24 protein-coding genes are annotated in these 23860 nt (G+C 59.1%); 8 read left to right on the top strand and 16 right to left on the bottom strand.

Features of this window, described 5'->3' with window-relative positions:
• The first annotated feature begins 111 nt into the window (after positions 1 to 111).
• Entirely contained in the window at positions 112 to 1458 is a 1347-nt protein-coding gene (locus tag ACMG4N_RS13960; RefSeq protein WP_297769426.1) for a DegQ family serine endoprotease, read from the top strand.
• A gap of 187 nt (positions 1459 to 1645) precedes the next feature.
• On the opposite strand, the gene ACMG4N_RS13955 is transcribed toward ACMG4N_RS13960, so the two are convergent.
• Together ACMG4N_RS13955 and ACMG4N_RS13950 are read right to left on the bottom strand one after the other, a co-directional pair.
• Positions 1646 to 2428 carry a crotonase/enoyl-CoA hydratase family protein gene (locus ACMG4N_RS13955; RefSeq protein ID WP_297768576.1) on the bottom strand — a complete coding sequence of 261 codons (783 nt, stop codon included), beginning with the start codon at positions 2426 to 2428 and terminating at the stop codon, positions 1646 to 1648.
• A 91-nt stretch (positions 2429 to 2519) separates the two neighbouring features.
• A complete protein-coding gene (locus ACMG4N_RS13950; protein ID WP_297768579.1) occupies positions 2520 to 3161 on the bottom strand; it encodes an NAD(P)-dependent oxidoreductase in 642 nt (213 codons plus the stop codon).
• Between the two features lie 116 nt (positions 3162 to 3277).
• Here ACMG4N_RS13950 and ACMG4N_RS13945 point away from each other — a divergent pair, with 116 nt between their 5' ends.
• The 3 genes from ACMG4N_RS13945 to ACMG4N_RS13935 all read left to right on the top strand — a co-directional run bounded on the left by ACMG4N_RS13945 (position 3278) and on the right by ACMG4N_RS13935 (position 5008).
• Positions 3278 to 4165, top strand: coding sequence for a LysR family transcriptional regulator (locus ACMG4N_RS13945; protein WP_297768584.1), 888 nt, complete (start codon positions 3278 to 3280; stop codon positions 4163 to 4165).
• A gap of 1 nt (position 4166) precedes the next feature.
• Positions 4167 to 4481, top strand: coding sequence for a thioredoxin family protein (locus ACMG4N_RS13940; protein ID WP_297768587.1), 315 nt, complete (start codon positions 4167 to 4169; stop codon positions 4479 to 4481).
• Between the two features lie 293 nt (positions 4482 to 4774).
• Positions 4775 to 5008: a hypothetical protein gene (locus tag ACMG4N_RS13935; protein ID WP_297768590.1), complete on the top strand. Its 234-nt coding sequence runs from the start codon at positions 4775 to 4777 to the stop codon at positions 5006 to 5008.
• 39 nt (positions 5009 to 5047) lie between these two features.
• On the opposite strand, the gene ACMG4N_RS13930 is transcribed toward ACMG4N_RS13935, so the two are convergent.
• Positions 5048 to 6079 carry a zinc-binding dehydrogenase gene (locus ACMG4N_RS13930; protein ID WP_297768592.1) on the bottom strand — a complete coding sequence of 344 codons (1032 nt, stop codon included), beginning with the start codon at positions 6077 to 6079 and terminating at the stop codon, positions 5048 to 5050.
• Between the two features lie 59 nt (positions 6080 to 6138).
• A complete protein-coding gene (locus ACMG4N_RS13925; protein ID WP_297768595.1) occupies positions 6139 to 6582 on the bottom strand; it encodes a DoxX family protein in 444 nt (147 codons plus the stop codon).
• 237 nt (positions 6583 to 6819) lie between these two features.
• Here ACMG4N_RS13925 and ACMG4N_RS13920 point away from each other — a divergent pair, with 237 nt between their 5' ends.
• Entirely contained in the window at positions 6820 to 7206 is a 387-nt protein-coding gene (locus ACMG4N_RS13920; protein WP_297768598.1) for a DoxX family protein, read from the top strand.
• Between the two features lie 80 nt (positions 7207 to 7286).
• Here the strand turns inward: ACMG4N_RS13920 and ACMG4N_RS13915 are convergent, their stop codons facing one another.
• The 6 genes from ACMG4N_RS13915 to ACMG4N_RS13890 form a co-directional block, all read right to left on the bottom strand.
• Positions 7287 to 7619: a hypothetical protein gene (locus tag ACMG4N_RS13915; protein WP_297768601.1), complete on the bottom strand. Its 333-nt coding sequence runs from the start codon at positions 7617 to 7619 to the stop codon at positions 7287 to 7289.
• Between the two features lie 329 nt (positions 7620 to 7948).
• Complete coding sequence (locus tag ACMG4N_RS13910; protein ID WP_035247762.1) at positions 7949 to 9154, bottom strand: acyl-CoA dehydrogenase family protein; 1206 nt, start codon at positions 9152 to 9154, stop codon at positions 7949 to 7951.
• Positions 9155 to 9168: 14 nt separating this feature from the next.
• Positions 9169 to 10476, bottom strand: a complete 1308-nt coding sequence (locus ACMG4N_RS13905) for an acyl-CoA dehydrogenase family protein (RefSeq protein WP_414432097.1) — start codon at positions 10474 to 10476, stop codon at positions 9169 to 9171.
• Positions 10477 to 10954: 478 nt separating this feature from the next.
• The gene (locus ACMG4N_RS13900; protein ID WP_297768616.1) at positions 10955 to 13282 is read right to left on the bottom strand and encodes a fatty acid cis/trans isomerase; all 2328 of its coding nucleotides are present in this window, start codon (positions 13280 to 13282) and stop codon (positions 10955 to 10957) included.
• A gap of 111 nt (positions 13283 to 13393) precedes the next feature.
• Positions 13394 to 13846, bottom strand: a complete 453-nt coding sequence (locus ACMG4N_RS13895; protein ID WP_272962364.1) for a DUF3429 domain-containing protein — start codon at positions 13844 to 13846, stop codon at positions 13394 to 13396.
• A 67-nt stretch (positions 13847 to 13913) separates the two neighbouring features.
• Positions 13914 to 14414: a DUF1643 domain-containing protein gene (locus ACMG4N_RS13890; RefSeq protein WP_297768621.1), complete on the bottom strand. Its 501-nt coding sequence runs from the start codon at positions 14412 to 14414 to the stop codon at positions 13914 to 13916.
• A gap of 50 nt (positions 14415 to 14464) precedes the next feature.
• Here ACMG4N_RS13890 and ACMG4N_RS13885 point away from each other — a divergent pair, with 50 nt between their 5' ends.
• Positions 14465 to 15181 carry a nitroreductase gene (locus ACMG4N_RS13885; RefSeq protein ID WP_297768623.1) on the top strand — a complete coding sequence of 239 codons (717 nt, stop codon included), beginning with the start codon at positions 14465 to 14467 and terminating at the stop codon, positions 15179 to 15181.
• 3 nt (positions 15182 to 15184) lie between these two features.
• Here ACMG4N_RS13885 and ACMG4N_RS13880 read toward each other — a convergent pair whose 3' ends face one another.
• The 3 genes from ACMG4N_RS13880 to ACMG4N_RS13870 all read right to left on the bottom strand — a co-directional run bounded on the left by ACMG4N_RS13880 (position 15185) and on the right by ACMG4N_RS13870 (position 16997).
• Positions 15185 to 15571: a hypothetical protein gene (locus ACMG4N_RS13880; RefSeq protein WP_297768626.1), complete on the bottom strand. Its 387-nt coding sequence runs from the start codon at positions 15569 to 15571 to the stop codon at positions 15185 to 15187.
• Between the two features lie 10 nt (positions 15572 to 15581).
• Complete coding sequence (gene bla / locus ACMG4N_RS13875; protein ID WP_414432094.1) at positions 15582 to 16337, bottom strand: subclass B1 metallo-beta-lactamase; 756 nt, start codon at positions 16335 to 16337, stop codon at positions 15582 to 15584.
• 144 nt (positions 16338 to 16481) lie between these two features.
• Complete coding sequence (locus tag ACMG4N_RS13870; RefSeq protein ID WP_297768632.1) at positions 16482 to 16997, bottom strand: Hsp20/alpha crystallin family protein; 516 nt, start codon at positions 16995 to 16997, stop codon at positions 16482 to 16484.
• Positions 16998 to 17170: 173 nt separating this feature from the next.
• Here ACMG4N_RS13870 and ACMG4N_RS13865 point away from each other — a divergent pair, with 173 nt between their 5' ends.
• Complete coding sequence (locus ACMG4N_RS13865) at positions 17171 to 17386, top strand: dodecin (RefSeq protein ID WP_297768635.1); 216 nt, start codon at positions 17171 to 17173, stop codon at positions 17384 to 17386.
• 101 nt (positions 17387 to 17487) lie between these two features.
• Here the strand turns inward: ACMG4N_RS13865 and ACMG4N_RS13860 are convergent, their stop codons facing one another.
• The 3 genes from ACMG4N_RS13860 to ACMG4N_RS13850 form a co-directional block, all read right to left on the bottom strand.
• Positions 17488 to 19146, bottom strand: coding sequence for a DEAD/DEAH box helicase (locus ACMG4N_RS13860; RefSeq protein WP_297768638.1), 1659 nt, complete (start codon positions 19144 to 19146; stop codon positions 17488 to 17490).
• A 214-nt stretch (positions 19147 to 19360) separates the two neighbouring features.
• Positions 19361 to 21019: a hypothetical protein gene (locus ACMG4N_RS13855; RefSeq protein WP_297768641.1), complete on the bottom strand. Its 1659-nt coding sequence runs from the start codon at positions 21017 to 21019 to the stop codon at positions 19361 to 19363.
• Between the two features lie 448 nt (positions 21020 to 21467).
• Positions 21468 to 23063 (bottom strand): GMC family oxidoreductase, encoded by a 1596-nt coding sequence (locus tag ACMG4N_RS13850; RefSeq protein WP_297768644.1) that lies wholly within the window; start codon positions 23061 to 23063, stop codon positions 21468 to 21470.
• 83 nt (positions 23064 to 23146) lie between these two features.
• Here ACMG4N_RS13850 and ACMG4N_RS13845 point away from each other — a divergent pair, with 83 nt between their 5' ends.
• Entirely contained in the window at positions 23147 to 23806 is a 660-nt protein-coding gene (locus ACMG4N_RS13845; protein WP_414432091.1) for a DUF3047 domain-containing protein, read from the top strand.
• The last annotated feature ends 54 nt before the right edge of the window (positions 23807 to 23860 follow it).

Here is a 23860-nt window from a genome sequence, read left to right as displayed (position 1 = left end):
GTAGGGAGGAGGGAAGGCCTCCACCGATATAACCCGCTTATTGCTTGTTTTCTCAGTACAGGAGGAACGACGTTGTTGAATTCCAAGAATCCGCTGCAACCTGTTGTCTGGATGCTGGCACTGTGTGTCATCGCTTTTTCCCCGGCTCAGGCGGCGTTGCCATCTGTGACGGGCGACGGCCAGGCGCTGCCATCGCTGGCGCCGATGCTGGAAAAAACCTCCCCGGCGGTGGTCAATATCGCCATCGAAACGCGGATCCGTACCGCCCGTAATCCCTTGATGGAAGATCCCTTCTTCCGCCGTTTTTTCAATATCCCCGAGCATCAGCAACGTGAGCGCCGTGCCGCCAGTGCCGGTTCCGGCGTGATTGTGGATGCCAAGGAAGGCTATGTGCTGACCAATGCCCACGTGGTGAAGAACGCGGACTCCATTGAGGTTACCCTCACCGATGGTCGGGAGTTGTCTGCCGAGCTGGTGGGTACCGACGAGGAAGTGGATCTGGCGGTACTCAAGCTGGAATCCGCTGAGGATCTCACCCAGATTGCCATTGCCGATTCCACCGGCTTGCGGGTGGGGGATTTTGTAGTGGCCATTGGTAACCCGTTCGGACTGGGGCAGACCGTGACCAGTGGCATTGTCTCAGCGTTGGGTCGAACCGGCCTGGGCATTGAAGGCTATGAAAGCTTTATCCAGACCGATGCGTCCATCAATCCGGGCAACTCCGGTGGCGCCCTAGTAAACCTGCGCGGCGAACTGGTGGGCATCAACACTGCCATCATCGCTCCCGCCGGCGGCAATGTGGGTATCGGCTTCGCCATCCCCACAGAAATGGCCGAGAACGTGATGCACCAGCTGATCGAGCATGGTGAAGTTCGCCGCGGCGTGCTGGGTGTCACCATTCAGGATCTTACCGCCGAGCTGGCGGAGGCCTTCGGTGTAGAGCGCAAGAACGGGGTAGTGATTACCCAGGTCATGGAGGAAAGCGCGGCGGAAAAAGCCGGCATTAAAAGTGGTGACGTAGTGATTGCCGTGGACGGCCGCCCGGTGAAGCGGGCTGCGGATCTGCGTAACAAGGTTGGCATGGCGCCGGTGGGCGAGAAGGTGACGTTGACGGTCCTGCGCGATGGCAAAAAGCGCGAGATGACAGCGGTCATCAGTGAGTCGACCCAGCAGGCATCCAGCGGCGAGTCGGTTTCCAAGTATCTGCAAGGCGCCAACCTGCGCGACCTGCGCAAAGGTGAGCTGCAGCATGCAGACAGTGGCGTACTGGTGGACGATGTGAAGCAGGGCTCTCCCGCCTGGCGGGCCGGGTTGCGTCGTGGCGATGTGATCATCAACGCCAATCGGCAGGATGTGGTGAACACGGCGGAACTGCGCAATGCCATCGGTGACAAGGATGGCACCCTGTTGTTGCGGGTCAATCGTAATGGCGGTGTGTTCTTTGTGGTGATTCGCTGATTCAGTTGCGTTGAAAGTGGATAAGCGCGGGCGGGCCTGTTGGATCAAACTGTCAGGCGGTGCCCGCGTTTCATTTCTACAGAAGCGCTGATGGCACTGTAGGAGCTATGCTTGCATGGCGAACCTTGGCCCGAGAAACCGGATTGGCTGCTAATATTTCACTGCCGAGATGGTCATTCCACAAAACTCACTCTTCAAATGTCCCATGCCGGCCGGCGCCTTGCCGGAAACGTTCGGCGCCACCGATGGCTTCTTCGAACACCACCGGATAGCCGCCGGCGCCTTCCCGGCGCAGGGCTTCATCCAGGGGCAGATCCCATTGTTGATAGGCAGACAGCCGGTCGGCCTGCAGGCATTGCTGGGGGAAGGCGGCGATTTGCCGGGCCAGGGCAATGGCTTCATCCAGTGCCGTACCGTCGGCAACCACCCGGTTGGCCAGGCCGATCTGCAGGGCTTCATCGGCCGCCACCGGCCTGCCAGTCAGAATCATATCCATGGCGCGGCTGTGGCCGATCAGTCGAGGCAGACGCACGGTGCCGCCATCGATCAGGGGCACGCCCCAGCGCCGGCAGAACACGCCGAACGTGGCGGACGTTTCCGCCACTCGCAAGTCGCACAACAGCGCCAGCTCCAGGCCGCCGGCCACGGCAAAGCCGCTCACGGCGGCAATCACCGGTTTGCCTAGCAGCATGCGAGTGGGGCCCATGGGCCCGGGGCCGCTGCCGGCTTCGTCGATTTCATTGCGTCGTTGCGGATCGGACAGGGCGGACAGATCGGCACCGGCACAGAAGTTGCCGCCGGCGCCGGTGAGAATGGCTACCTTGAGATCGGCGTTCTGCTCAAAGGTCTCGAAAGCGGTACGTAACGCATCCGCCGTGGGGCGATCCACCGCGTTACGCTTTTCGGGGCGGTTGAGGGTGATGATGAAAAGGTCGTCGCGGGTCTCGGTGATTACCGGTTGTTCAGTCACAGGGCTTTCCGTTCTCTGCCGTTTCCCGCATCTAACCATAAAAGAAAGCCGAAAGGGGAGCGGTGGTCGTTACCGCTCCGCTTTTCAGTTTTCAGTAGGCCAGGGTGAAACGCTGACGTTCATGTTGCGGATGGTCCACTTCATCCAGCAGTGCCACGGCATAATCCTGAACAGAAATCCGGCTGTTGCCCTGGTCATCCACCAGCAGATCGTCCTGGCCCAGACGGAACTGGCCGGTACGCTCACCGGGGAAGATTTCCGCCGCCGGCGACAGCATGGTCCAGTTCACCGCCGGCTCTGCCTGCAGCAGGGCCAGGGCATCCTGAGCACCCAGGGCGGTGGGCTTGTACTCCTCCGGGAAAGCCGGGGTGTCGATCAATAGCCTATCCGCCGCCACCCGCAGGGATCCGGCACCGCCCACTATCACCAGGCGGGCCACGTCAGCGGCTTTCACTGCCGCGATAATGGATTTCACGCCCTGCACGTAATAGCCACGGATATCGTCCTGGGCGTGGCCGCTGAAGGCGCTGATAATCACATCCGCGCCGGTGAGCGCCTCAGTCAGTTGCGCGGTGTTCTGTACATCCACCTGTTTGACGCTCAGGTTGGTGGCGGTGGCATTCAACTTGTCCGGCTGACTGACCAGGGCCGTTACCTGATGGCTGCGACGCAGGGCTTCTTCGCGCAGGGAGGAACCGATAAAACCGCTGGCACCAATCAATGCAATTTTCATGGGGGTAACTCCTGATCCAATTCGTTTCGACATGATCAGTATCGGTGTTTGCACTGATCGGAAAAATAGCCTAATAAGTAAATCAGTGTTGTTGATTTCTAAACAGTGAGTCTGATGTGGAAGCCGAATTTGATCTCAATGCCTTGCCCCTGTTTCTGGCCCTGGCCCGGGCTGGCAGCTTCACCGGCGCGGCGGAACGGCTGGGGTGCAACAAGAGCAAGATCAGCCTGTCCATCAAGCGGCTGGAGCAGCGCCTGGGTGTGGCGCTGGTGACTCGCACCACCCGCCAGGTGCAACTCACCGAAGCCGGGGAGCGGCTGCTGGCCGGGCTCACGCCCCTGTTTAGCGAACTGGAAGGTCTGCTGGATCAGGTGGAGACCGACCAGCAGACCCTGCAGGGGGAGCTGCGCATTACCGCCCCGGAAGATTTCGCGGCCCAGATGGTGGCGCCGGCGGTGGTGGCCTTCAGTGAGCGTCACCCGCAATTGGAGATCGAATTACGCACCGGCGATAGCGTGGCAGACATGGTCAAAGAGGGTATCGATCTGGCCATTCGCCTGGGCTGGTTGAAGGACTCGTCCCTGCGCGCCACTCGTCTGGGGGAATTCGAGCAGTTTCTGGTGGCGTCGCCGGCGTTCATGGCAAGCCATGGGCCGGTAAGTCACCCCCGGGATCTGGCCGCCTTGCCCTGGGTGACGTTTACGCCGCTGCCGTCCCCGCTGACCTGGACCTTTTCCCGGGCAGACGAGCGTTGCACAGTACGCATGCAGGGAGCCTTGAAGGCCAATACCACGGCGGTGACCAAACAGTTGTTGCTGCAACAGGCGGGCCTGTCGGTGCTGGCGGATTCCATTGCCGCTGACGAACTGGAGCGGGGTGGTCTGCAGCGAGTTCTGCCAGATTGGGATCTGCCCGGTGGGGGTATTTACGCGGTCTACCCGCCGGGGCGCCATACCCCGGCCAAGGTGCGGGCCTTTGTGGAATTTTTGCGCGAGCGGTTATGAAATGAGTTATGTGAAGACCTATGAAGAGGAAACCCTCAGCCGCGACGCGGTGGCGCAACGGCCGGGCACCTGGGTCCTGGAGTTCGGCGCCAACTGGTGCGGCTACTGCATCGCCGCCCAGAAAGACATCGAAACGGTGCTGTCGCCGATGACCGAGGTGCACCACGAAAAAATTGCCGATGGCCCCGGCCGCCCCCTGGGTCGCAGCTATCGCGTCAAACTGTGGCCCACGCTGATCCTGATTCGTGACGGCAAGGAAGTGGATCGGGTAGTGCGCCCCACCAGTGCCGAACAAATCCGCCAGCTTTTCCCGTAGGCGCGTCGCTGGCGGCGCGATTCCAGACCTGGATCAAAAGAATTTCACCACAGAGGGCACAGAGCACACAGAGAAAAACCTGTCTTTTCCTCAGTGATCTCTGTGACCTCTGTGGTAAATACGGATTTTCAGGAATTTGGGTTTATGCACTTCGTGCACCCTACGGGCCGCCCTAGCGGGCGTTACCTGCACTTCGTTCCGGTTCGCGCCGCCAGTGACGCTCCTATGATAGAAAAATAGATAATATGTACTGAAAATTCATAAAAGACCCAAGGAATGGCAGGGGAGGGAAAGTGAAATCGTTGGCCGCCAGGCAATTTGGCTATTTGGTGATCTCTTTTTTTGGCTTGGTGCAGGGGCTCTATTATTTTAGTGAGCCTGATGAACCATTCTCTCAGAGGAGGAGTTCTCTTTGGATCTTTGAAATGGCCCAAAATATGGGTTTTGGTTGGGTGGCGTTATTTCATTTTATCGCCGTCGGTTTTTTTATTTTCTTGCTGATCGCGGATTCCCGAAAGAACAAATAGTTTCCCTTCTGGTTTCTGTTCGCCATGCAAGCATAGCTCCTACGGTTCAACGGGGTTAGATGCTTCCAGCACAACCTTGCCCACAGACTGCCCTGAGCGCAGCAGCGCTAAAGCTGCGTGGGCGTCTTCAAAAGCAAAGCGATGGCCCACATGGGGCGGTGGCAGGGGGATCGTCTGCAACTCCTCCAGCAGTGCCTGCATCTTGCCTTTCTGTTCCCATAACCAGATCAGGTTGAAGGCCAGCACCGAGCGGTTGCTGCTGATCATCTCCATCACGTCGTAGCGGGGACGGCGCAGGTAGCGCCAGGCGGCTTTCAGGTAGTTGGGGCGGTTGTGGCTGGGGGTGAATTCGGCGGCGCCGAATACTACCAGCCGGCCCATGGGGTTCAAGGCGTCGAAGCTGGCGGTCTGAACCTGGCCGCCGATGGCATCCAGTACCAGGTCGAAGTGCCGTTCGTCTCGTTGCAGTTGTCCGGCAAAGTCGGCCTCGCGGACCAGCACATCCGCAAACCCTTGTTGCCGTAGCCAGGTGGCTTTCTCTTCGCTGCCCACCGTGCCGGTGGGGCGGGCGCCCAGCGCCTGTACCAGTTTCATGGCCTGCAGGCCTACGCCCCCAGCGGCGCTGTGGATCAGCACCTGCTGGTCCGCTTGCAGGGCACCAAGATGGATGAGGGCGTACCAGGCAGTCAGGGTCTGTGCCGGCCAGGCGGCGCCCTGGGCATAGTCCCAGTCTGCGGGTAGGGGGATCAGGTAATCCGCCTCGCTGTCGATAACCGTGGTGTAGCCACCGAAGCGGGTGACGCCCATGACCCGGTCGCCCACGGTAAACCCTTGCGTCTGCTGACCGACTTCCTGTACTTCGCCGGCAAACTCCAGGCCGGGGGTAAAGGCGCCCTGGGGGGTGGCGGAATAGAGGCCAGTGAGGGCAAAGATATCGGCGAAGTTCAGGCCCACCGCATGGACTTTGACGCGCATCTCGCTGTCCTTGAGCGGTGGCAGGGTGTTCGTGTGCAGGGTCAGCCGCGCCATATTGCCCGCGCGGGGTGTCTGCCAGTAACGAAAAGTGCCCATCCCTTACTCCGTCGCAAAAGCGGGAGTATGGGACGGGGAGGGGCAGAGCTCAATGGACCTTATTGCAGGGCCTTGTTGAGCGGCTGGTCGGCGCTGAAACGGCCACCACCGGAAATGGCCAGTGACACACTGGCGGCCAGCAAGGCCAGGCCGAACTCGTAACCGTTGTTGCTCATGAACAGGCCGTTGTCGAGGTGCACGGTGACGATAGCCACGATCATGGTGAAGGCTAGGGCCACGGCGGCCGGGCGGGTGAGCAGGCCGATCAGCAGTGCCAGGCCGCCGAGGAATTCGGCGCTACCGGCGCCCAGAGCCATCAGGTAGCCGGGTTCCAGGCCGATGGAGGCCATCCACTGGCCGGTGCCTTCCAGCCCATAGCCGCCGAACCAGCCGAACAGTTTCTGGGCGCCGTGGGCCATGAAGATGATGGCCACCGGCAGGCGCAGGGCCAGGGGGGCGAAGGTGCTGTCGGTACGGGTCAGAGAGGCAAGCAGGTTTTTCATGGGGGATCCTTTTCAATCAAGTAGCTGGTAGTGACGTGATGGGAGTATTTAATCATCAAATAAAAATGGATAAATCGAGTTTTGTTGCAGGCTTTGTCCTGATAATTCGATATGTTTGGCATGCTATCGATGAGCTTCTTGTGCGAGGGGGTATTGATTCGAGCTTGCTGGCGCTTTTCTTTTACCCGGCTAAACGGTTGAATGACGGGCAATTCGATTTCTTCACTGGGAGCAAAGATGGTCAACAATCCGGATATCGGCAAGCTGGTGCTGCGTTTGACGCTGGGGTTACTGATGCTGCTGCACGGCATTAGTAAGCTGCAACATGGCGTCGGCTGGATTTCAGCGGAGCTGGCCTCTCACAATTTGCCAGGGTTCCTGGCCTATGGGGTCTTTATTGGGGAAATCATCGCCCCTTTGATGGTGATCCTGGGCGTGCATACCCGCATTGGCGCAGTGCTGATTGCCGGCAATATGCTGGTGGCCATTGTGTTGGTGCACATGGGAGAGCTGTTTGCATTGAGCAAAACAGGAGGCTGGGCACTGGAATTACAGGGCTTTTTCCTGTTCACCGCCGTTGCGGTGTTCTTCCTCGGGGCGGGGAAGTATGCCGTCAGGAATTGAGAGCTAAGCGAGTGTAGCCCAGCTAAGCATGTTCCAAGGCCGCCTCCGATCGGGGCGGCCTTTCTTATTAGGGCTGGCGTTCAGGTGCAGTAGCGACCGTACTGGCTTAGTGCCTTGCTGCTGTGCGGGTCCACAAGATCCACCCACACCTGCATGGAAGCCTGATCCCGGGTGTTCTGCAATTTGGTGAAGTCGCCAGCGACGATATTGCCTTTCAGGGTGTCGCCCGCCTCGGGGGTGGCGCCGTCCAGTTGCTTGACCAGCACCATGCCGCCGCGAGTGTTGAGCAGCATGTATTCGCAGCTCTGACTGAGGATGACGGTAGCCTGTTGCTGGTTGGCGTGTGCTGTCTGACCGAGCAACATACAACCCGCCAGACCGGCACCGAGCAGATGCAGTTTGAGTGCTGACATGGTGATCCCTTCCTTTTTTATTGTTACACCTACACCTTACTTCGGCGCACCAGCCCAGCCTGTTGTGCAACGGCAGTAAAGCTGTAACCGGGGTGTAGTGTTTTTTTACATTCCATCGGCCTTCGATGGTGGCACAGACGATGTCACCGCAACATCATCGTTATGTCTCTTTATGCAGTAGGGAATTCGGGCGATTAAAACCGGTTTGAGTAATAGGAAAGACATGGGTGAGTCGGAAGATGCAGGTTGGGCCAGACGTGGGAATCAGAAACAAAAAAGCCGCACCCGAAGGTGCGGCTTTTTTGTTGGCAAGACTGCCAGGAGACGGGTTATTTCAGCTCCTTGGAGCTCAGACCCAGTACCCGACGGGCGATAACCAGTTGCTGGATTTGCTGGGTGCCTTCGAAGATATCCAAAATCTTCGAGTCGCGAGCCCACTTTTCCAGCAGTTCGTCTTCGGTGTAGCCGATACTACCGGCCAGTTCCACGCAGCGCAGGGTGATCTGATTGCCCACTCGCCCGGCCTTGGCCTTGCAGATGGAGGCTTCCAGGGTATTGGCCTTCTTGTTGTCGGCCATCCAGGCGGCTTTCACCGCCAGCCAGTAGGCCGCTTCCCAGTCCGCTTCCATCCGGTAGATTTCGGCTTCCACCGCGGAGCAGTTGTCCACCGGTTTGCCGTAATCATAGGTCATGCTGTCCTTCAGCAATTCCTTGATGCGCTCCAGTGACGCCTTGGCACAGCCGATGGCCATGGCAGCTACCAATGGACGGGTGTTGTCGAACGTCTCCATGACCCCGGCAAAACCCTTCTTGGTATCCACTTCCGGGCTGCCCAGCAGGTTTTCCGCCGGCACACGGCAGTCGATGAAGTTGATGGCGGCGGTGTCGGAAGCGCGAATGCCGAGCTTTTTCTCCAGACGCGCCAGCTCCATGCCCGGGGTGCCCCAATCCACGACAAAGGATTTGATGGCTGCACGGCCCAGTTTTGGATCCAGTGATGCCCACACCACCACACAGTCGGCGCGGGAGCCTGAGGTCACATAGATCTTCTCGCCGTTCAGCACATAGTGATCCCCGTCTTTTTTGGCGGTGGCACGAATGGCCGCAGAATCGGAGCCGCAGCTGGGTTCGGTGATGGCCATGGCGGCCCACTTGCCCTTGAAGCGCTCCAGCTGCTCGTCGTTGGCCACCGCAGCGATAGCCGCATTGCCCAGGCCCTGACGGGGCATAGCCAGCAGGAAGCCGGTATCGCCGTAGCACATTTCCATGGCACCCAGGCAAACGCCCATATTGGCGCCATTTTTGATGCTGCCGTCGTCCTGCACCTTGCCGCTACCGGTGGTGGCGGCGCCGGCGGAGTTGGCCGGGTCACCTTCGTTGAAGCCATCCAGTACCGACGCCAGCATATCCAGCTCTTTCGGGTATTCGTGCTCGCCACGGTCGTACTTGCGCGAGATCGGGCGGAGGGTGCTCTGGGCCACCTGATAAGCGTTGTTGATCAGGGGTTTGAACTTCTTGGGAATTTCGATATTCATGGTTGTCTCCCTCCTTACAGGTGCAGGCCGCCAAAGGCGACACCGATGGCACGCAGATCCCGGTACCAGCGCTCCACCGGGTATTCATGGGTGAAGCCGTGACCGCCCAGCAATTGCACGCCGTCAGTACCGATCTTCATGGCCTTGTCCTTGACCAGGGTGCGGGCCAGGTGCGCCTCGCGCTGGAAGGATTTGCCCTGTTCGGCACGGCTGGCAGCGCGGTAGGTGAGCATGCGCATGGAATCCAGCTCGATGGCGATGTCGGCAATCATGAACGCCACTGCCTGGCGGTAACTGATCGGCTCGCCAAAGGCGGTGCGCTCGTTGCAGTAGGGCACCACATAGTCGAGCACGGACTGACAGGTGCCAATGGCAAGCGCACACCAGGCCAAGGTGCCCAGGTCCACAAAGGCACGGTAATCGAAATCACCGTTACCCAAGCGGTTTTCCACCGGCACGCGAACATTGTCCAGCTTCAACGGACGCTGACCGCTGGCGCGGACCCCCATGGAGGGATCATCGCCGGCTACCAGGCCTTCGCTGCCACCTTCCACGATGAACACCGCCGGGCCGTCATCGGCCTGGGCTGCCACCAGAAAGATTTCTGCTTCGGCGGCGAGCGGTACCAGGGACTTTTCACCGTTGAGCACATAGCTATTACCGTCCTTGCGGGCGGTGGTCTTGAGTGCCATGGGGTCGAACAACGGGTAGGGCTCGCACACAGCGATGGTGGCCTTGGGGGGGCTCTCTTCCGCGAAGCTGCTCAGGTACTTGTCTTGTTGTTGCGCGGTGCCCCACTGGGTGAGGGCATTGGCCACACCCATGGGAGCAAGGATGGCCACGGCCTGGCCCATGTCACCGTGGGCCAGGTCTTCGGCCACCAGCATGCTGGTCACGGTGGAGCGCTCGGTAGCGGCGCCGCCCAGGGATTCCGGTACGGCAAAATAGTTGAGTCCCAGTTCCAGCGCCTGGGCAATCACCTCGTCGCTGGTCTTCTGGGTGGCGTCAGCTTCTTCCGCCTTGTCACGCAATACATCACGGGCAAAGGACTGCACGCTGTCGCGAATCATCTGTTGCTCGTCGGTGATGCTCAGATCGAACAGATCGCGGGTGTGGCCCGGTGCGTTCAGCCGTTCAGGCTTGTTGCCCGGGTTACTGGACTTGAAAGTGCGGGCAGTGGTGGTGAGCACCTGAAAGCCGCTTTTGGTGAGCGTGTAGGCAAGCCGTTCCACGGTCTTGCGCATGCCGATCTTGTCCAGCACTTCCGAGCTGGCCAGACGGTTAAGCGCGGTCAGCGCATAACCAACTGCATCTTTTGCCATGAGAGTTCGCCTCGTTGTTGTGTCTATTTGCACTCGATTATGGACCGGAGGGGCTCAGTCACATTGACCAGTGTGACCGATAGGTCGGGCCAAGTGGCAACCGGGGGGCGCTGTAGACCTAGCCACAGTGGGCAGGAAAGGGTAGAGGCGGTCGGCTAAGAGCTACGCTCGTTTAATAGGGAAAGGCTAAAAAGCTCCTCAAGCTCTGAGATATCTACGAAGCCGCTTGTAGGAGCTATGCTTGCATGGCGAACCGCGCTTGCGCGGAAATCGACCGCAGGGCGATCAGGAACAACAGGGCTCGACAGGTCTTTCCAGGAACAGTGGTGCCTTGGCGTTTATCTCTGTCGCCTCCCTACGCTCGGTTCGCCATGCAAGCATAGTTCCTACAGTGGCTTCCAAGATCAACGTTGCGGGCAGGGCGCTATTCGATTGGCACGGCCCAACCCGCGTTGCAGCTTGTAGCTTGCAGCTGCCTTTACAGATTCTCGTAGCGATTCATATCCAGAACCGCTGCCTCGCTGGGCTGGTGTTCCTCCAGATAACGGGTCAGGTCGTGGAAGTAGGTCCAGAATTGCGGATGGGTACGGCGGATGCCGAAGCGGCCAGTGAGTGCGGTGAAATCCTTTTCCTTTTCCACTGCCTGCATGGCGGCGACAAAGTCACCTACCTCATCCGCCTGCACGTTGAACATGAAGTTGGGGTAGCTGGCCAATACGCCGGGGTAGATGGTCAGGGTATCCAGCGGTGGCTGGTAGCGCAGGGATTCCCCCAGCATGAAGGCCACATTGGTGTGAGCCCGATTGCGAATCAGGGTATAGATTTCCCGCTCGCCGTTTTCATTTTCCACCCGCAGCATGGTGACCTCAGGCATGAAGTTTACGGCTTTCAGATCTTGCGCCATGGTAGAGGCAATACCGACCAGAGTGGTTTCCGGCTCTTTTAACCAGTCAGCAATGTGATTGCGGTGGCAGTCTTCCCCATCGCAACGGTTGATCGGATCCGGACGGGCGTTGATCGCGGCAAAGCGTTTCAGCAGGCCATCGTTGAATTCATTGACCGGAGTATTGGTCTGATAGTCGATGTCGGTAGGGTGTTTGGTGTCCACCGACGCATAGCTCACATACAGGCGTAATTTGCCGGTGTTCTGGTACCAGTTGTCTACCACTGGCTTGCGAAGCTCGCGGGGAAAGTAGCGCAGGGTATTCTGTTCTGCGCCGTTGCGAATCAGGTCGAAGTAGAGACGGGTCTGGGCCTGATGGGACACAGAACCAAATACATTGAAGTTCACCACCAGGTTGTAATAGCTACGCTCAAACAAGGGATAATCCATTACCCAGGTGGTCAGTGGCAGGTCACCGATCAGGCCTTTTCGCACCGAAGCATTATCGTGGTGACGGAAGATGGTCAGCAGGGCATTGCGGTTTTTGCCATCGCCGTCCCAGAGACTTTCCCAGGTGGGTCCCTGAGGGTCTTTTTCTCCATAAGCCTGGTGTCGGGCGTTCAGATATTCATTGCGATTGCCGCTGTATTTGAGCCATTGAGGCCCCAGTGACAGTAAATTGTCTTCCTGGCCGGGCAGGCCGAGGAGGCCACTGACCTTGGCGCGGTAATTGTCATCGGTAATGTAGAGATCGTGATCGGGGTCCTGGAACACGGCCCAGAAGTGGTCGCGTATCACATCGGTGGCTACCTGGCCCCGGCAGACCGGTCCGCGAATAAAGGTGCGCACAAAGTATTCCGCTTCATCCAGCATGAACTGGTAACGGGCCCGCGCGGGAATATCCGCAAAGGTTTGAAAGGGATTGGCGCGTTGTTCGTAGCTGTAGCCCGGTAGTGTTTCCACCTCCCAGTCGCCGGCAAAAAACTGCTCACGGGTTCGGGCCAGTTTTTTGTCGTTGAGTGCAAAGGTGATGTGGGTCTTGTGTGCCAGGCTGCCACGCACTGGCATCAGGCGGTACCAGAAGTGCTCGGGCGGCATATCATTGGGGCGCACGCTGTTCACCGGTTTCAGAGGTTCGCCCGGTGGGGTGCTGGAGCGGTACAGCTTGTAGAAATGATCCGGTTTGTCACTGCCATCGCCGAAATAGAGATGAGCCAGGAACAGGTGTTCGTAGAGCCAGCGAGCCACCAGTTGATGGCGCTTGTCTTGCTGGTTGAGCATTTTTTCCCAGGCCTGGATTTGTCGTTGCTGGTCTTCCGACAGATCGAAGGTCTGGTAGGACAACGGGGCTCCTTGTTTCAGCCACTGGCTGACCGTGGCGAATTCCTGGTCGGTGAGGCCGGTAACGGCCAGGGGCATGCCGCCCATGGGATGTTTGTCGGCGTAGTCGGCAAATTCCTCGGGCTTGGGGCAGGCATTGACTCGCTGCAGCCCCAGGGTGATGTCATCGGGTAATTTTTCGTTGTCGGCAAAACGGTGCTTCCGGCCCAGCTCAAGCATGTTGTAGAGCAGTGATGACTGCATGCCGTCGGTGCTGTCGATGACGGAAAAGAAATCCTTCTCCCGCCATTGCGCGGTGGTCAGCGCGTCCTGAAACAGCCGGGTAGGCGCCACGGATTCGGTGCGGGCTCCATTGTAGACCTTATCTTTGCTGGCGCCACGATCCAGCCCCTCGGGGGCTTCCAGTTTCAGCTGGCAGGGGGCGTCATAGCAGCCGTGGCAAGCCAGACATTTGCTTTCAAAAATGGGCTGGATATCAGTCTGATAACTGAGGGGGCGTTCGGCAGTGACAACAACAGGGAGGAACAGGAACAAAACACTGAGCAGGGGCAATCGGACCCGATAGCGTTGCAACAAGAACATTTCACTGTCTCCCTGTGAATTTGAATCAGTCTAGCTGTGCCTGCCTGGGGTGGCTACGGTTGTGTCGTCGGGTGGAGGTAAACCTTGTAAAAGGACACGTGTCGGGTGTGCTCAGAACATGGGGACCATGGTCGCGGCCCAGCCAATCAGCACAGCGATCACGGCGGCGGCAGTGAGTTGATGTCGCAACTGGCGGTACCAGCCGGGCAAGGCTTCGGTAAAAACCATCTGCTCTGTGCCCCAGACAAACACCAAGCCTGCCGCCAGCATGGGCAGGGAGAATTCCAGGGGTAAAAGTAGCGCAAACCAACCCAGCACCGCCGGCATGATGCCAAACAGCAGGGTGGGGAACTGGTTACCACGATCAAACTGATTCAGTGCCCGCCCCCAGTGCACCGCGCCCAGAAAGGCAATGATTATGGCGGCATAGGCAGCCACCCCTTGCAGGGCCCACTCGCGACAGGTATCCAGCCAGGCCAGCAGCGCCAGGCCGTAAAAGGGAATGAGCCCGCCGTAAGCAAGCCAGCGAGCACGACGAATATTGTTGTCGGTATGAGAGCCCAAGGCGGTCATCCATGACGTGGAGAATTCACACTATTATCTTGCTGCTGGAGTGAAGGTCAGGACAAGGTTATTCAGAGGTTGCCTGGTGCCAGGGCCGGGCGGTCAGGTGTTTGGGCAGGTACAGGGGGTGAGCGGGTTCTCCGGAACCATTCAGGCGTATGCAGTGCATGGCAGGTAACTGGGCTGACACGGCGCTGGCCCGGTCCATGAAACGACCATGATTGCCCCAGGCAGCCACTACCAGATCCGCCTGACGGGCCAGCTTGCGCAGCCACGGGTCGTTTTTCGGACCCACCGGGTCGCTGGCGGCAAACAGGTCATCGGGGTAGGTGGCCCGGTAGGCAAACAGGTTGGCCACGCACAGGCCCGAGTAGCCCCAGTCCCGGGCGAAGCCCATGCAGCGGCGAATGGTAGGGTCATCCTGGCGATGGTCGGCGGTGGAGGGATTGAGGCCGATCAACAGCAGAAAATCATCGCCCGGGCCCCAGTGTCGCCACAGGGCATAGCGGTATTGACGGCAACGGGAGAAATTGGCGCCTCGTCGCAGGGTGGGGTTGGTCTTGGTCATGGCCGGGTATTGTAGGCATCTGCCATGATATGGCCAAACAGGAGTGGATAATGGAATTTCGTGATGTGATTCGCGCACGCCACAGCGTGCGTGCCTTTACTGATCAACCGGTCAGCGATGAGCAGCTGCAAGCCTTGCTCACCACTGCCACCACGGCACCGAGCTGGTCTAACACCCAGCCCTATCAGATTGCCATTGCCAGAGGGGACGTGCTGGAGAGTCTGCGCCAGGAGTTGCCGCCACGGTTTGACAAGCTGGCCGCGCTACAGAAAGCACCCATGACCAAAAAGGTGCTGGCCTGGTTACGCAAGGATGGGGTTCCTGATGGCGATTTTCGCCCGGTGGTGGACTATCCAGATGATCTGCAACCGCGCCGGGTAGCCACCGGCCGGGGGCTTTATGAGCTGCTGGACATCGGCCGACAGGATAAGCAGGCGCGCCACGAACAGATGCGCGACAACTTCCGTTTCTTCAATGCCCCGGTGGCATTGTTTGTCTTCGTCCATGAAGGGCTGGGTGTTTACAGTGCCCTGGATGCGGGGATCTTTTTGCAGAATCTGATGCTGGCGGCCACCGATGCGGGCCTCGGCACCTGTGCCCAGGGGGCGTTAGGCCTGTGGCGTTCGCCGCTGGAGCAGCATTTCCAGTTGCCGGACAACTATAAATTGCTGTGTGGATTGTCGCTGGGCTATGAGGCGGATAACCGCATCAATCAGTTCCGGCCGGAGCGTCAACCGCTCAGCGAGTTGCTGATCAAGGAAAAGTAGCGCTCAGCGTGCGGTGAAGATGCGCAGGATGGGAAAGCGGTGATAGCCGAAAAAAACCATCTTGCGCTGTAGCTCGCCGGCGGCGAAGGAGCCCTCCAGACCGGTAGGGTGGCGCCGTTCGCCATTGGCGAATTCTGCCACCAGATAATTATCCTGCAGGATGCGTTTGCCGCCGTCGTTGTTCTCCAGTGTGACCAGGGCCCAGCGCTCTCCACTGTCACTGCTGAGAGTGTTGGCTTCCCGAATTCGAAAGCTGCTGGCACTGGGTTGCAGCGGGCTGTCCCGATCAAAGCGGGCGTCACCATCGATCTGCACCGGTGTATCGAAACGCAACACGGTGTCATTGTCTGCCAGCGCAGCCACGCTGGCGGCGGTGAGCAAAAGGCCCACTAACACTGACTTACTGATCTGCAACACCCTGCCGGGCCAGATCGCGTGTATGGGTAAGCAGGCTGGCATCGCCAATTTCTCCATGGCCGGGGACTACGATACTGGCAGCGCCATAACGGGCCAGTACGTTTTCCATGGCAACGGGCCAGTGGTTGGCGTCCGAGCCTTCCACATAGCCGATAGCAGTGGCCGAGCCTCCCTTCACTGCGCACCCCCCGATCAGTACCTCGTCGCGGGCATACCAGACAAGGATGTTGTCAGGGCTGTGCGCCGGGCCCGGGTAATAGAGTTCCAGATTAGCGAACTTGATCCGTGATTGCTCCGTGAAAGCCTCGAGGAGTCGAGGTAGGGGAATGTCCGGATCATAGAAAGTGTCGGGATCGTTGCGGGCGATGGTCAGGGTGGCCGGGTGAGCCCAGGCGGGGACGCCCCGTTCCGCCAGCGTCTGGGCGCCGCCCATGCGGTCGTCGTGGGAGTGGGTGAGAATGGCCAGATCCGGTGCCTTGCCAAACTGCTGTTCCATCCAGTCCAGTAACAACGCTGTGGGGGCTTCGCCCCAGGCGGTGTCGATTAGGGTGAGGGTGTCGTCTTCGATGATGATCAGCCCGTTGGAGGGATAGCGCTTACCCTGAATCACTTCCCAGGAGCGGTGCACCCAGGTGTGCTCGGTCAGCGGATAGACCTGCAGATCATCGCTGAGGCGGATTTCATCGGCCTCCAGCGGCAGGCTGATAAGTAGTAACAGGGCAAGGGCAATACGCATCATGGGTCTCCTGATCAGCGAACCCATGGTACGACGGTTTACCATCGGGCGTGTGACGCGCTTGGCACCGGGAAAGAATTCCTCATTTTCGCAGGGTGCAGTTCGCCTTGGGCTCAGTGCACCCTGCGGTGGTATTGGTGCCGAGCCCTAATGGATCTCGATGGTCTTGCTGCCTTGCCCATGGTGTTCGTGGCGAGGAATGGTCAGAGACAGTACGCCGTTGTGAAACACTGCTTCCATGGCCTCGCCGTCTGCGTCTGCAGGCAGATTGAGCATGCGCCGGAATTGTCCGAAGCGCCGTTCACTATAGTGATAGCCATCCCGCTCGGAGCTCTGCGCCTCCTGCTTATGACCAGCGATGGTCAGGGCATCATGGTGCAGGGTGATTTGCAGATACCGCTTCTCCACACCGGGGAGTTCAGCGGTGATCAGGTAATGATCATCACGCTCGAGAATATCCAGGTTGGGGCGGAACGGGATGCTGGGCTCCGCGTGTGGTGCCGGGGTGGTCCAGGCCATATCACCCAGCATCTGCTCAAACCAGTTATCGAACTCTCGCTCCCAGCGCAGTAGCGGATGCCGTGGTTGTCGCTGGGGCAGGGGGCGTTCGCGGCTGCTTTCCTGGCTCAGCCAGTTCCAGGGAGTCATTTTGTGCATATCCATCGCATTGCCTCCTTCGAGGAAAATTGCCTTTCCTGTTTCCTTTGTGGGGCAAATGACGGCCCCTTTCAATGATTTATTGATGGATATTTGATCAACTTCGTGAGGGCTACCCTTGTAATGCCTGCTCGGTGATGTCACAGATGAAGTCACCGAGGACAGAAAAGGAGAGCGAAATGTCCGATCATCATGTTTACAAGAAAGTGGAACTGGTGGGCTCATCCAAGACCAGTATCGAGGACGCCATCAATAACGCCCTGGCGACTGCCAGTGAAAGCCTGAAAATGATGGACTGGTTCGAAGTTACCGAAACCCGCGGCCATATCGTGGATGGCAAAGTGGGGCATTATCAGGTGAGCCTGAAAGTGGGATTCCGGATTTCCGGCTCTTGAAGTAATGAAAGCTACGAGTTACGAGCTACAAAAAAACCGCACCCTTTCGGGCGCGGTTTTTTTGTTTTGCAGCTAAAAGCGAGAAGCTAGCTGCTAGTCGCTTATACCGCTTCCAGATCCAGGGAGCGCTGGCAGACCCGCGCGGTGCGGATCACGTGGAGCTGACGGGGAGACAGGTCTTCCGGCAGATCTACGGTGCTGTGGTCCTGGTGAATCTTGATCGGTCCGATCAGGCGGCTGGGCAGTTTGGCTTCGTTGGCGATGGCACCAACGATGTTGCCCGGCTTGACGCCATGGTCATGACCGACCTGGATGCGGTAACTGCGCATGACCTTGTCGCTCTTGCCCTTGTTGCCACGGGAAGGACGGTCTTCACGACGGCCGCCTGACGCGTGGGCAGGTTCGCGACGCGAGCGTGTTTCCTTGACCATTTTCGGTTCTTTCAGGATCAGCGGTTCACGTTTGAACATCATCACGGCAAGCGCCGTTGCCATGTCGTTATCGCTGACTTCCATGCTGTCGCGCAGCTGGTTGACCAGTGCACGGGTTTCTTCCTGGCTGTTGCCTTCCAGCAGGGCGGTCAGTTGCTCCTGGAAGCGGGCAATGCGCTTGGCGTTCAGGTCGTCCACGGACGGCAGGGTCATCTTTTCGATGGCCTGGCGAGTGGTGCGTTCGATCTGACGCAGCACATGCTGCTCACGGCGGGAAACGAACAAAATCGCGTCGCCTTCGCGACCGGCACGGCCGGTACGGCCGATACGGTGTACATAGGCTTCCGGGTCACCGGGCATATCGTAGTTGATCACGTGGGTGATGCGTGCCACGTCCAGACCACGAGCCACCACATCGGTGGCGATAAGCAGATCGAAGCGCTTGTCCTTGAGGCGCTGGACAGTCTTTTCACGCTGTTGCTGCGGGATGTCGCCATTCAGGGCTTCAGCACGCAGGTTACGGCGGTTCAACTGTTCAGCCAGCTCCAGGGTAGCCTGCTTGGTGCGCACGAAAACGATGATGGCATCGTGTTCTTCGGCTTCCAGAATACGGCACAGGGCATCCAGTTTGTTCAGCCCGGCCACGGGCCAGTAGCGCTGACGGATGCTGGTGCCGGCAGTGGCGCCGACGCCATTGTCGATGCGCACCAGCTTTGGATTTTTCAGGTGCTGATCAGCAACCTTGCGAATCACCGGTGGCATGGTGGCAGAGAACAGGGCCAGCTGGCAGTCGTCCGGAGTACGTTCGAGTACCCATTTGACGTCATCAATGAAGCCCATGCGAAGCATTTCATCGGCTTCGTCGAGCACCATCGCTTGCAGGTTGTTCAGGTTCAGGGAGCCACGTTCGATGTGGTCCATTACGCGTCCAGGGGTACCGACAATCACCTGGGCGCCGTCACGCAGGCCTTTCAGCTGCGTACGATATTCACCGCCGCCATAAATCGGCAGTACCTTGAGTCCTTTGATGCCCTGGGCAAACTCTTCACAGGCTTTGGCCACCTGGATAGCGAGTTCACGAGTGGGGGCAAGAATCAGCATTTGTGGTTGACGCAGGGATGCATCCAGCCGTGCCAGCAGTGGCAGGGCGAAAGCGGCGGTTTTACCTGTGCCAGTTTGTGCCTGGCCCAGCAGGTCGTGACCATCGAGCAACAGCGGGATGGCTTGCGCCTGAATCGGCGACGGCTCCTGGAAGCCCTGACGGGCAATCGCAGCGAGCAGAACCTCGGGCAGGCCTAAATCGGCGAACCCGGAACGGGAATCTGACATGTGTTACCTATGAATTGGGAGGAGGGGCCGAGCGAGCGTCGGCGAGGACGCGAAAGTATACGCGTGTTACGCGACTATTGCACGTTTTTTCGCCAATGTGGTACGAGGAGGGGCCCCTGTCTCCCGGTAGGCGCCCATCTCCCGTGGCGGGCTCCCTGAGTCTTCAGAGGCCTTTCGCCAGCGCGATCATGGCGCCTATCTATGCCGGGGTGTGTTAGTTCAGAGGATAGGCGGTCCAGCCGTCGGTCCAGTTCTGTACGCTGCCGGGGCGCACTGCGCCGAGATAGGAGGCGGCTTCGTCCCAGAATTCGCCTTGAGGAATGGGGCTGGCGCCATTACGGGCCGGAGAGCGTGAGGTGGGGGCGAAGTCCGGGTGGGAGGCGCTGGTGGCGTCCCGGGTCAGCAGTGGATCTGTGCCAAACTGGGCGGCCACGGCACTGCTCTGGAAGTAACGGCGTTCGTCGAAGTCCCCGTCGTCATCGTTGTCACCGCTTTCGGGTTCAAAGAAGGTCAGCCCGCGGCTGCCGATCCGGTTCACCATCATGCTTTGAAAACTGAGCTCGCCTTGCTGGATACGGGCCACCGTTTCTGTGCCTTTCAGGTCAATGGTTTCTCCGGAGAAGCCGTCGATGATGATGTTGTGGAAGTGGCCCCCGGAGCCGGCTTTGAGGGTCATGGCACGGTGATACTTGTCGTGACTGCGCGGGCTGATCAGCGTCACGTTGTACATGGTCGGCGCGGATAGGGGGCGGGCATCAGGGTTGCCCGCCTGATTGTCGCCTTCGAAGGCATTGTCACCGGCATCGGCATGCTGCTGAATGGCAAGGAACTGGACCCGACCGCGCCAGCCCATGTCCCAGTCCAGGGAATCGTCGCCGGCGCCGGTGATGACGATATGCTGCAAATCCACGGTGCCGCCAAACACTTCGATGCCGTCGTCCAGGGCCCGATGTACCTGAACATGGCGCACAATGGTGCCGTCACCGCAGCCACCCAGGGTCAGGCCGTTCAGTTCGTTGTTGGCATAGACTTCGAAGCCGGCAAATTCGATGCGGGTGTATTCCATCATGCCGCACGAGGAGCCCGGGTCGCTGCCGCCGAAGGCGCCTCGGGCATCGCCATGGGGAACCCCTTCTATCTGGGCGTCAGCCTTGTTGACCGGGGCGTTGCCCAGCATCACCACACCGCCCCAGTCACCGGTGGCGCGGGTGCCTTCGGGCTGATGACTGGTAAAGACGATGGGGGCATTTTCCTGGCCACGGGAAAACAGGGTGGCATCGCGGGTAATGACCAGCGCAGAACCGGGGCGGCCCTCAATGCGGGTGCCCGGTTCTATGGTCAGATTGGCTCCGGCTTCCAGGTAGACGATCCCGTCGAGGATCCAGGTGGTGCCGGCATGCCAGGTCTGGTTGCCAAACAGAGAGCCTTTGACCACCTGTTTGCCGGCAACCAGTTGATGAAGAGGCTGATAAGCAAAGTAGCCAATCACGCCGAGCATCATCGCAGCCAGGCCTAGCCAGGCATACATCCATTGTGATCTTGCGCTCTGCCCGCTACCGGCGGATGCGCTTCCCAGGGTTTCGGCGATATCGGGGTTGGTGAGCGGCAGTGGTGAGCTGTTTGCTGGTGGGCGCTTGTGCAGCAGCATGCCGTCTCGGTTGGCGTCCTGCAGTTTCAGGCCCAGGGCCCGGATTTTTCGGTTGTCGCTATTGACCGCCCGGTTAATGACCTCGGCCCGATAGACCGGATCGTTGAGCAGTGTATTGAAATGCACAAAGCGCAAGCTGCTGTCATTTTCCTGGTCAAAGTTCTGCTTCAATTGCCACAGCAATTCCACCAGCTGCGCACGCGGAGACGATACTGCATCCACCATAAATCCCCCCAATCGGATCAGGCGATATTCGAAAGAGGCAGTGTGTAAAAGAAAGATGACAGGAAGGTGAAAAGCTACGAGCTACGCTCGTTGGTTAGGGAAAGTATGGAAAGCTCCTCGACCCCAATGCTGTCTACGAAGCCTCTGTAGGAGTACCTCTTGAGGTGCGAACCTTGCGGAGCAAGGAAATCGACCGTAGGGCGATCAGGAATGGCAAAGCTCGACAGGTCTCTCCAGAAAAAATAGTGCTTTGACGTTGGCCTCTGTTGCCTCGCTACGCTCGGTTCGCACCTCAAGAGGTGCTCCTACATCATCAACCCTGACCAATGCCCGAATCATGCCGCGAGCGACGCACCTACAGAGCCTCCCATAAAAAACGCGGGCAGGGTGCTATGTGATTAGCACGGCCCGGCCCGCGTTGCAGCTTGTAGCTTAAGGCTTGCAGCGATTACTCGCCGAGGATCGCGTCAGCGCCTTTCTCGGCAATCATCACTGTCGGCGCATTGGTGTTGCCGCCGATCAGGGTTGGCATGATGGAGGCGTCGATCACGCGCAGACCTTCCAGGCCATGGACGCGCAGCTGGCTGTCGACGACGGCCATGTCGTCGCTGCCCATCTTGCAGGTGCCCACCGGGTGGTAGATGTTGTCGCACTTCTGACGCAGGAAGTGACGGATATCCTCGTCGCTTTCCACCTCATTGCCAGGGAAGATTTCATCGCCCCGCCAGTCGTTGAGCGCATCCTGGGCCATGATCTTGCGCATGGCCTTGACGCCGCGGACCATGCCTTCCATGTCATCCGGATGCTCCAGGAAGCGCGGGTCGATCAGCGCCGGAGAGCGTGGGTTGGCATCACGCAGGGTGATGTTGCCGCGGCTCTTGGGACGCAGAATGCAGACGTGACCTGAGTAGCCATAGCCCATGCTGAACAGCAGGTTGAGGCCGTGGTTATCCAGTTTGGCGGCGGTCAGATGCAACTGCAGATCGGGAATCTCTTGCTCCGGCCCGGATTTGATAAAGCCCCCGGCTTCGGCCACGTTGGAGGTCAGCTGACCGGTGCGACGGTAGAAGAAGTCGATAAAGCCTTTCAGGCCGGTAGTGAGCAGGGCGCCCGGCGCCAGGCTCAGGGTGTCCTTGCGCAGGCTCTTGTGTACCACCAGGGCATCCGGGTGGTCCTGCAGGTTCTCGCCCACGCCGGGAAGGTCGTGGACCAGCGGGATGTTGTGCTCGGCCAGTTCCGCTGCCGGGCCCACGCCAGAAAGCTTGAGAATCTGCGGAGAGTTGATGGCGCCGCCGGAGAGGATGACTTCGTTGTCGGCCTTCAGGGTGCGGATCTGACCCTTGTGCTCCACTTCCACGCCGATGGCTCGTTTGCCCTCGAACAGTACCCGATTCACCAAAGCGTCGGTCATGATGGTCAGGTTGGGCCGGTCCATGACCGGGTGCAGATAGGCACGGGAAACACCGCAGCGCTCACCGTCCTTCTGGTTCACCTTGTACATGCCCACGCCTTCCTGGACATCGTTGTTGAAGTCGTCGGTAGCGGGGTGCCCAGCCTGAACGCCCGCTTCAATAAAGGCGTTACTGACAGGGTGAGTGAAACGCAGGTCGGCGATGTTGAGCTTGCCATGGGTGCCGTGGAATTCACTTTCTCCGGGCTCATAGTGCTCGCAGCGTTTGAATACCGGCAACACATCGTCGAAGCTCCAGCCGTCGTTGCCCAGTGACGCCCAGTGGTCGTAATCCCACTTGTGACCACGGGTATAACACATGGCATTCACCGCCGAGGAACCACCCAGTGTCTTGCCCCGGGGGATGTAAATCTGGCGATTGTTCAGGGCTTTTTGCGGTACGGTGTAATAACGCCAGTTTCGCGCATTGGAGCGCATCATCAGAATGATGCCGGCGGGAATGCGGATAAACAGGCTGTTGTCTGCCGGGCCAGCTTCAAGCAGGCAGACACGGTTGTTGGGGTTTTCGGAAAGACGATTGGCAAGTACGCAGCCAGCAGAACCGGCGCCGACAATAATGTAATCAAACTGCATGATGTCTGCCTTGAGCTTGGTTGAGACAGGAAAATCCGGTGAAAGCTCCCCCTCAACAGGAGGAGTAAATATCCGTAAACAGGATGTCTATTCTAGGAAACGCGGCCATGAAAACGAGACCTGTTTGTGACCCGTTGGTCCAATGTATACCGATGCTACTGTTTTTGTCTTTGGCTCTGTTGCCTGTGAGGGCGGTTTCGGCGGCGCCGGACGGCTGGCAAGAGGTGGTTTTCGAGGGCAGGACCGATTATCGCCTCGAAGCCGGTTGTTGGCAAAGTCGGGCCCGGGGTTCTGCCTCCGGCCTGGCCAGGGAAAGCGCGGTGGATGTAACGCGTACGCCCTATTTGCACTGGCAGTGGCGTGCTGACCAGATTGCGGACTGGCCAGAGGTCGATGAGCGGATCAAGGCCGGGGACGATTTCCAGGCCCGGGTCTATGTGGTGAAGAAGGGTTGGCTGCCCTGGCAAACCCGGGCGATTAATTATGTTTGGTCCCGGCAAGCGGCGCCGGGCACGAACTGGCCCAACCCGTTTGCCTCCCAGGCGGTGATGGTGGTGGTGCAGGGGCCGGGCGGTGCCGGACGCTGGCAATCGGTGACTCGAAATGTGCGCGAGGATTTTCGTCGCTTTCATGGCATGGACGTGGATAGCGTGGATGCCGTGGCGATCATGACCGATGGGGATAACACGGGCACGACGGTGGCCAGCTGCTACCGATTGCCTGAATTTCGCGCCAGCCCTTAATGTGTGCAGTTGCAGTGCGGATGCCGCCCTGTTTATTATTTGTTCAATCCGGTG

This window comes from Alcanivorax sp. IL2 (assembly GCF_047495475.1).
Taxonomy (GTDB): domain Bacteria; phylum Pseudomonadota; class Gammaproteobacteria; order Pseudomonadales; family Alcanivoracaceae; genus Alcanivorax.
This window is presented reverse-complemented; position numbering and strand designations above follow the sequence as displayed.

Coding starts and splice junctions, on each gene's coding strand:
- ACMG4N_RS13960 (WP_297769426.1), top strand. CDS start 112: ATGCTGGCACTGTGTGTCATCGCTTTTTCCCCGGCTCAGGCGGCGTTG.
- ACMG4N_RS13950 (WP_297768579.1), bottom strand. CDS start 3,161: ATGAAAATTGCATTGATTGGTGCCAGCGGTTTTATCGGTTCCTCCCTG.
- ACMG4N_RS13940 (WP_297768587.1), top strand. CDS start 4,167: ATGAGTTATGTGAAGACCTATGAAGAGGAAACCCTCAGCCGCGACGCG.
- ACMG4N_RS13930 (WP_297768592.1), bottom strand. CDS start 6,079: ATGGGCACTTTTCGTTACTGGCAGACACCCCGCGCGGGCAATATGGCG.
- ACMG4N_RS13925 (WP_297768595.1), bottom strand. CDS start 6,582: ATGAAAAACCTGCTTGCCTCTCTGACCCGTACCGACAGCACCTTCGCC.
- ACMG4N_RS13920 (WP_297768598.1), top strand. CDS start 6,820: ATGGTCAACAATCCGGATATCGGCAAGCTGGTGCTGCGTTTGACGCTG.
- ACMG4N_RS13915 (WP_297768601.1), bottom strand. CDS start 7,619: ATGTCAGCACTCAAACTGCATCTGCTCGGTGCCGGTCTGGCGGGTTGT.
- ACMG4N_RS13910 (WP_035247762.1), bottom strand. CDS start 9,154: ATGAATATCGAAATTCCCAAGAAGTTCAAACCCCTGATCAACAACGCT.
- ACMG4N_RS13905 (WP_414432097.1), bottom strand. CDS start 10,476: ATGGCAAAAGATGCAGTTGGTTATGCGCTGACCGCGCTTAACCGTCTG.
- ACMG4N_RS13900 (WP_297768616.1), bottom strand. CDS start 13,282: ATGTTCTTGTTGCAACGCTATCGGGTCCGATTGCCCCTGCTCAGTGTT.
- ACMG4N_RS13890 (WP_297768621.1), bottom strand. CDS start 14,414: ATGACCAAGACCAACCCCACCCTGCGACGAGGCGCCAATTTCTCCCGT.
- ACMG4N_RS13885 (WP_297768623.1), top strand. CDS start 14,465: ATGGAATTTCGTGATGTGATTCGCGCACGCCACAGCGTGCGTGCCTTT.
- bla (WP_414432094.1), bottom strand. CDS start 16,337: ATGATGCGTATTGCCCTTGCCCTGTTACTACTTATCAGCCTGCCGCTG.
- ACMG4N_RS13870 (WP_297768632.1), bottom strand. CDS start 16,997: ATGGATATGCACAAAATGACTCCCTGGAACTGGCTGAGCCAGGAAAGC.
- ACMG4N_RS13865 (WP_297768635.1), top strand. CDS start 17,171: ATGTCCGATCATCATGTTTACAAGAAAGTGGAACTGGTGGGCTCATCC.
- ACMG4N_RS13860 (WP_297768638.1), bottom strand. CDS start 19,146: ATGTCAGATTCCCGTTCCGGGTTCGCCGATTTAGGCCTGCCCGAGGTT.
- ACMG4N_RS13855 (WP_297768641.1), bottom strand. CDS start 21,019: ATGGTGGATGCAGTATCGTCTCCGCGTGCGCAGCTGGTGGAATTGCTG.
- ACMG4N_RS13850 (WP_297768644.1), bottom strand. CDS start 23,063: ATGCAGTTTGATTACATTATTGTCGGCGCCGGTTCTGCTGGCTGCGTA.
- ACMG4N_RS13845 (WP_414432091.1), top strand. CDS start 23,147: ATGTCTATTCTAGGAAACGCGGCCATGAAAACGAGACCTGTTTGTGAC.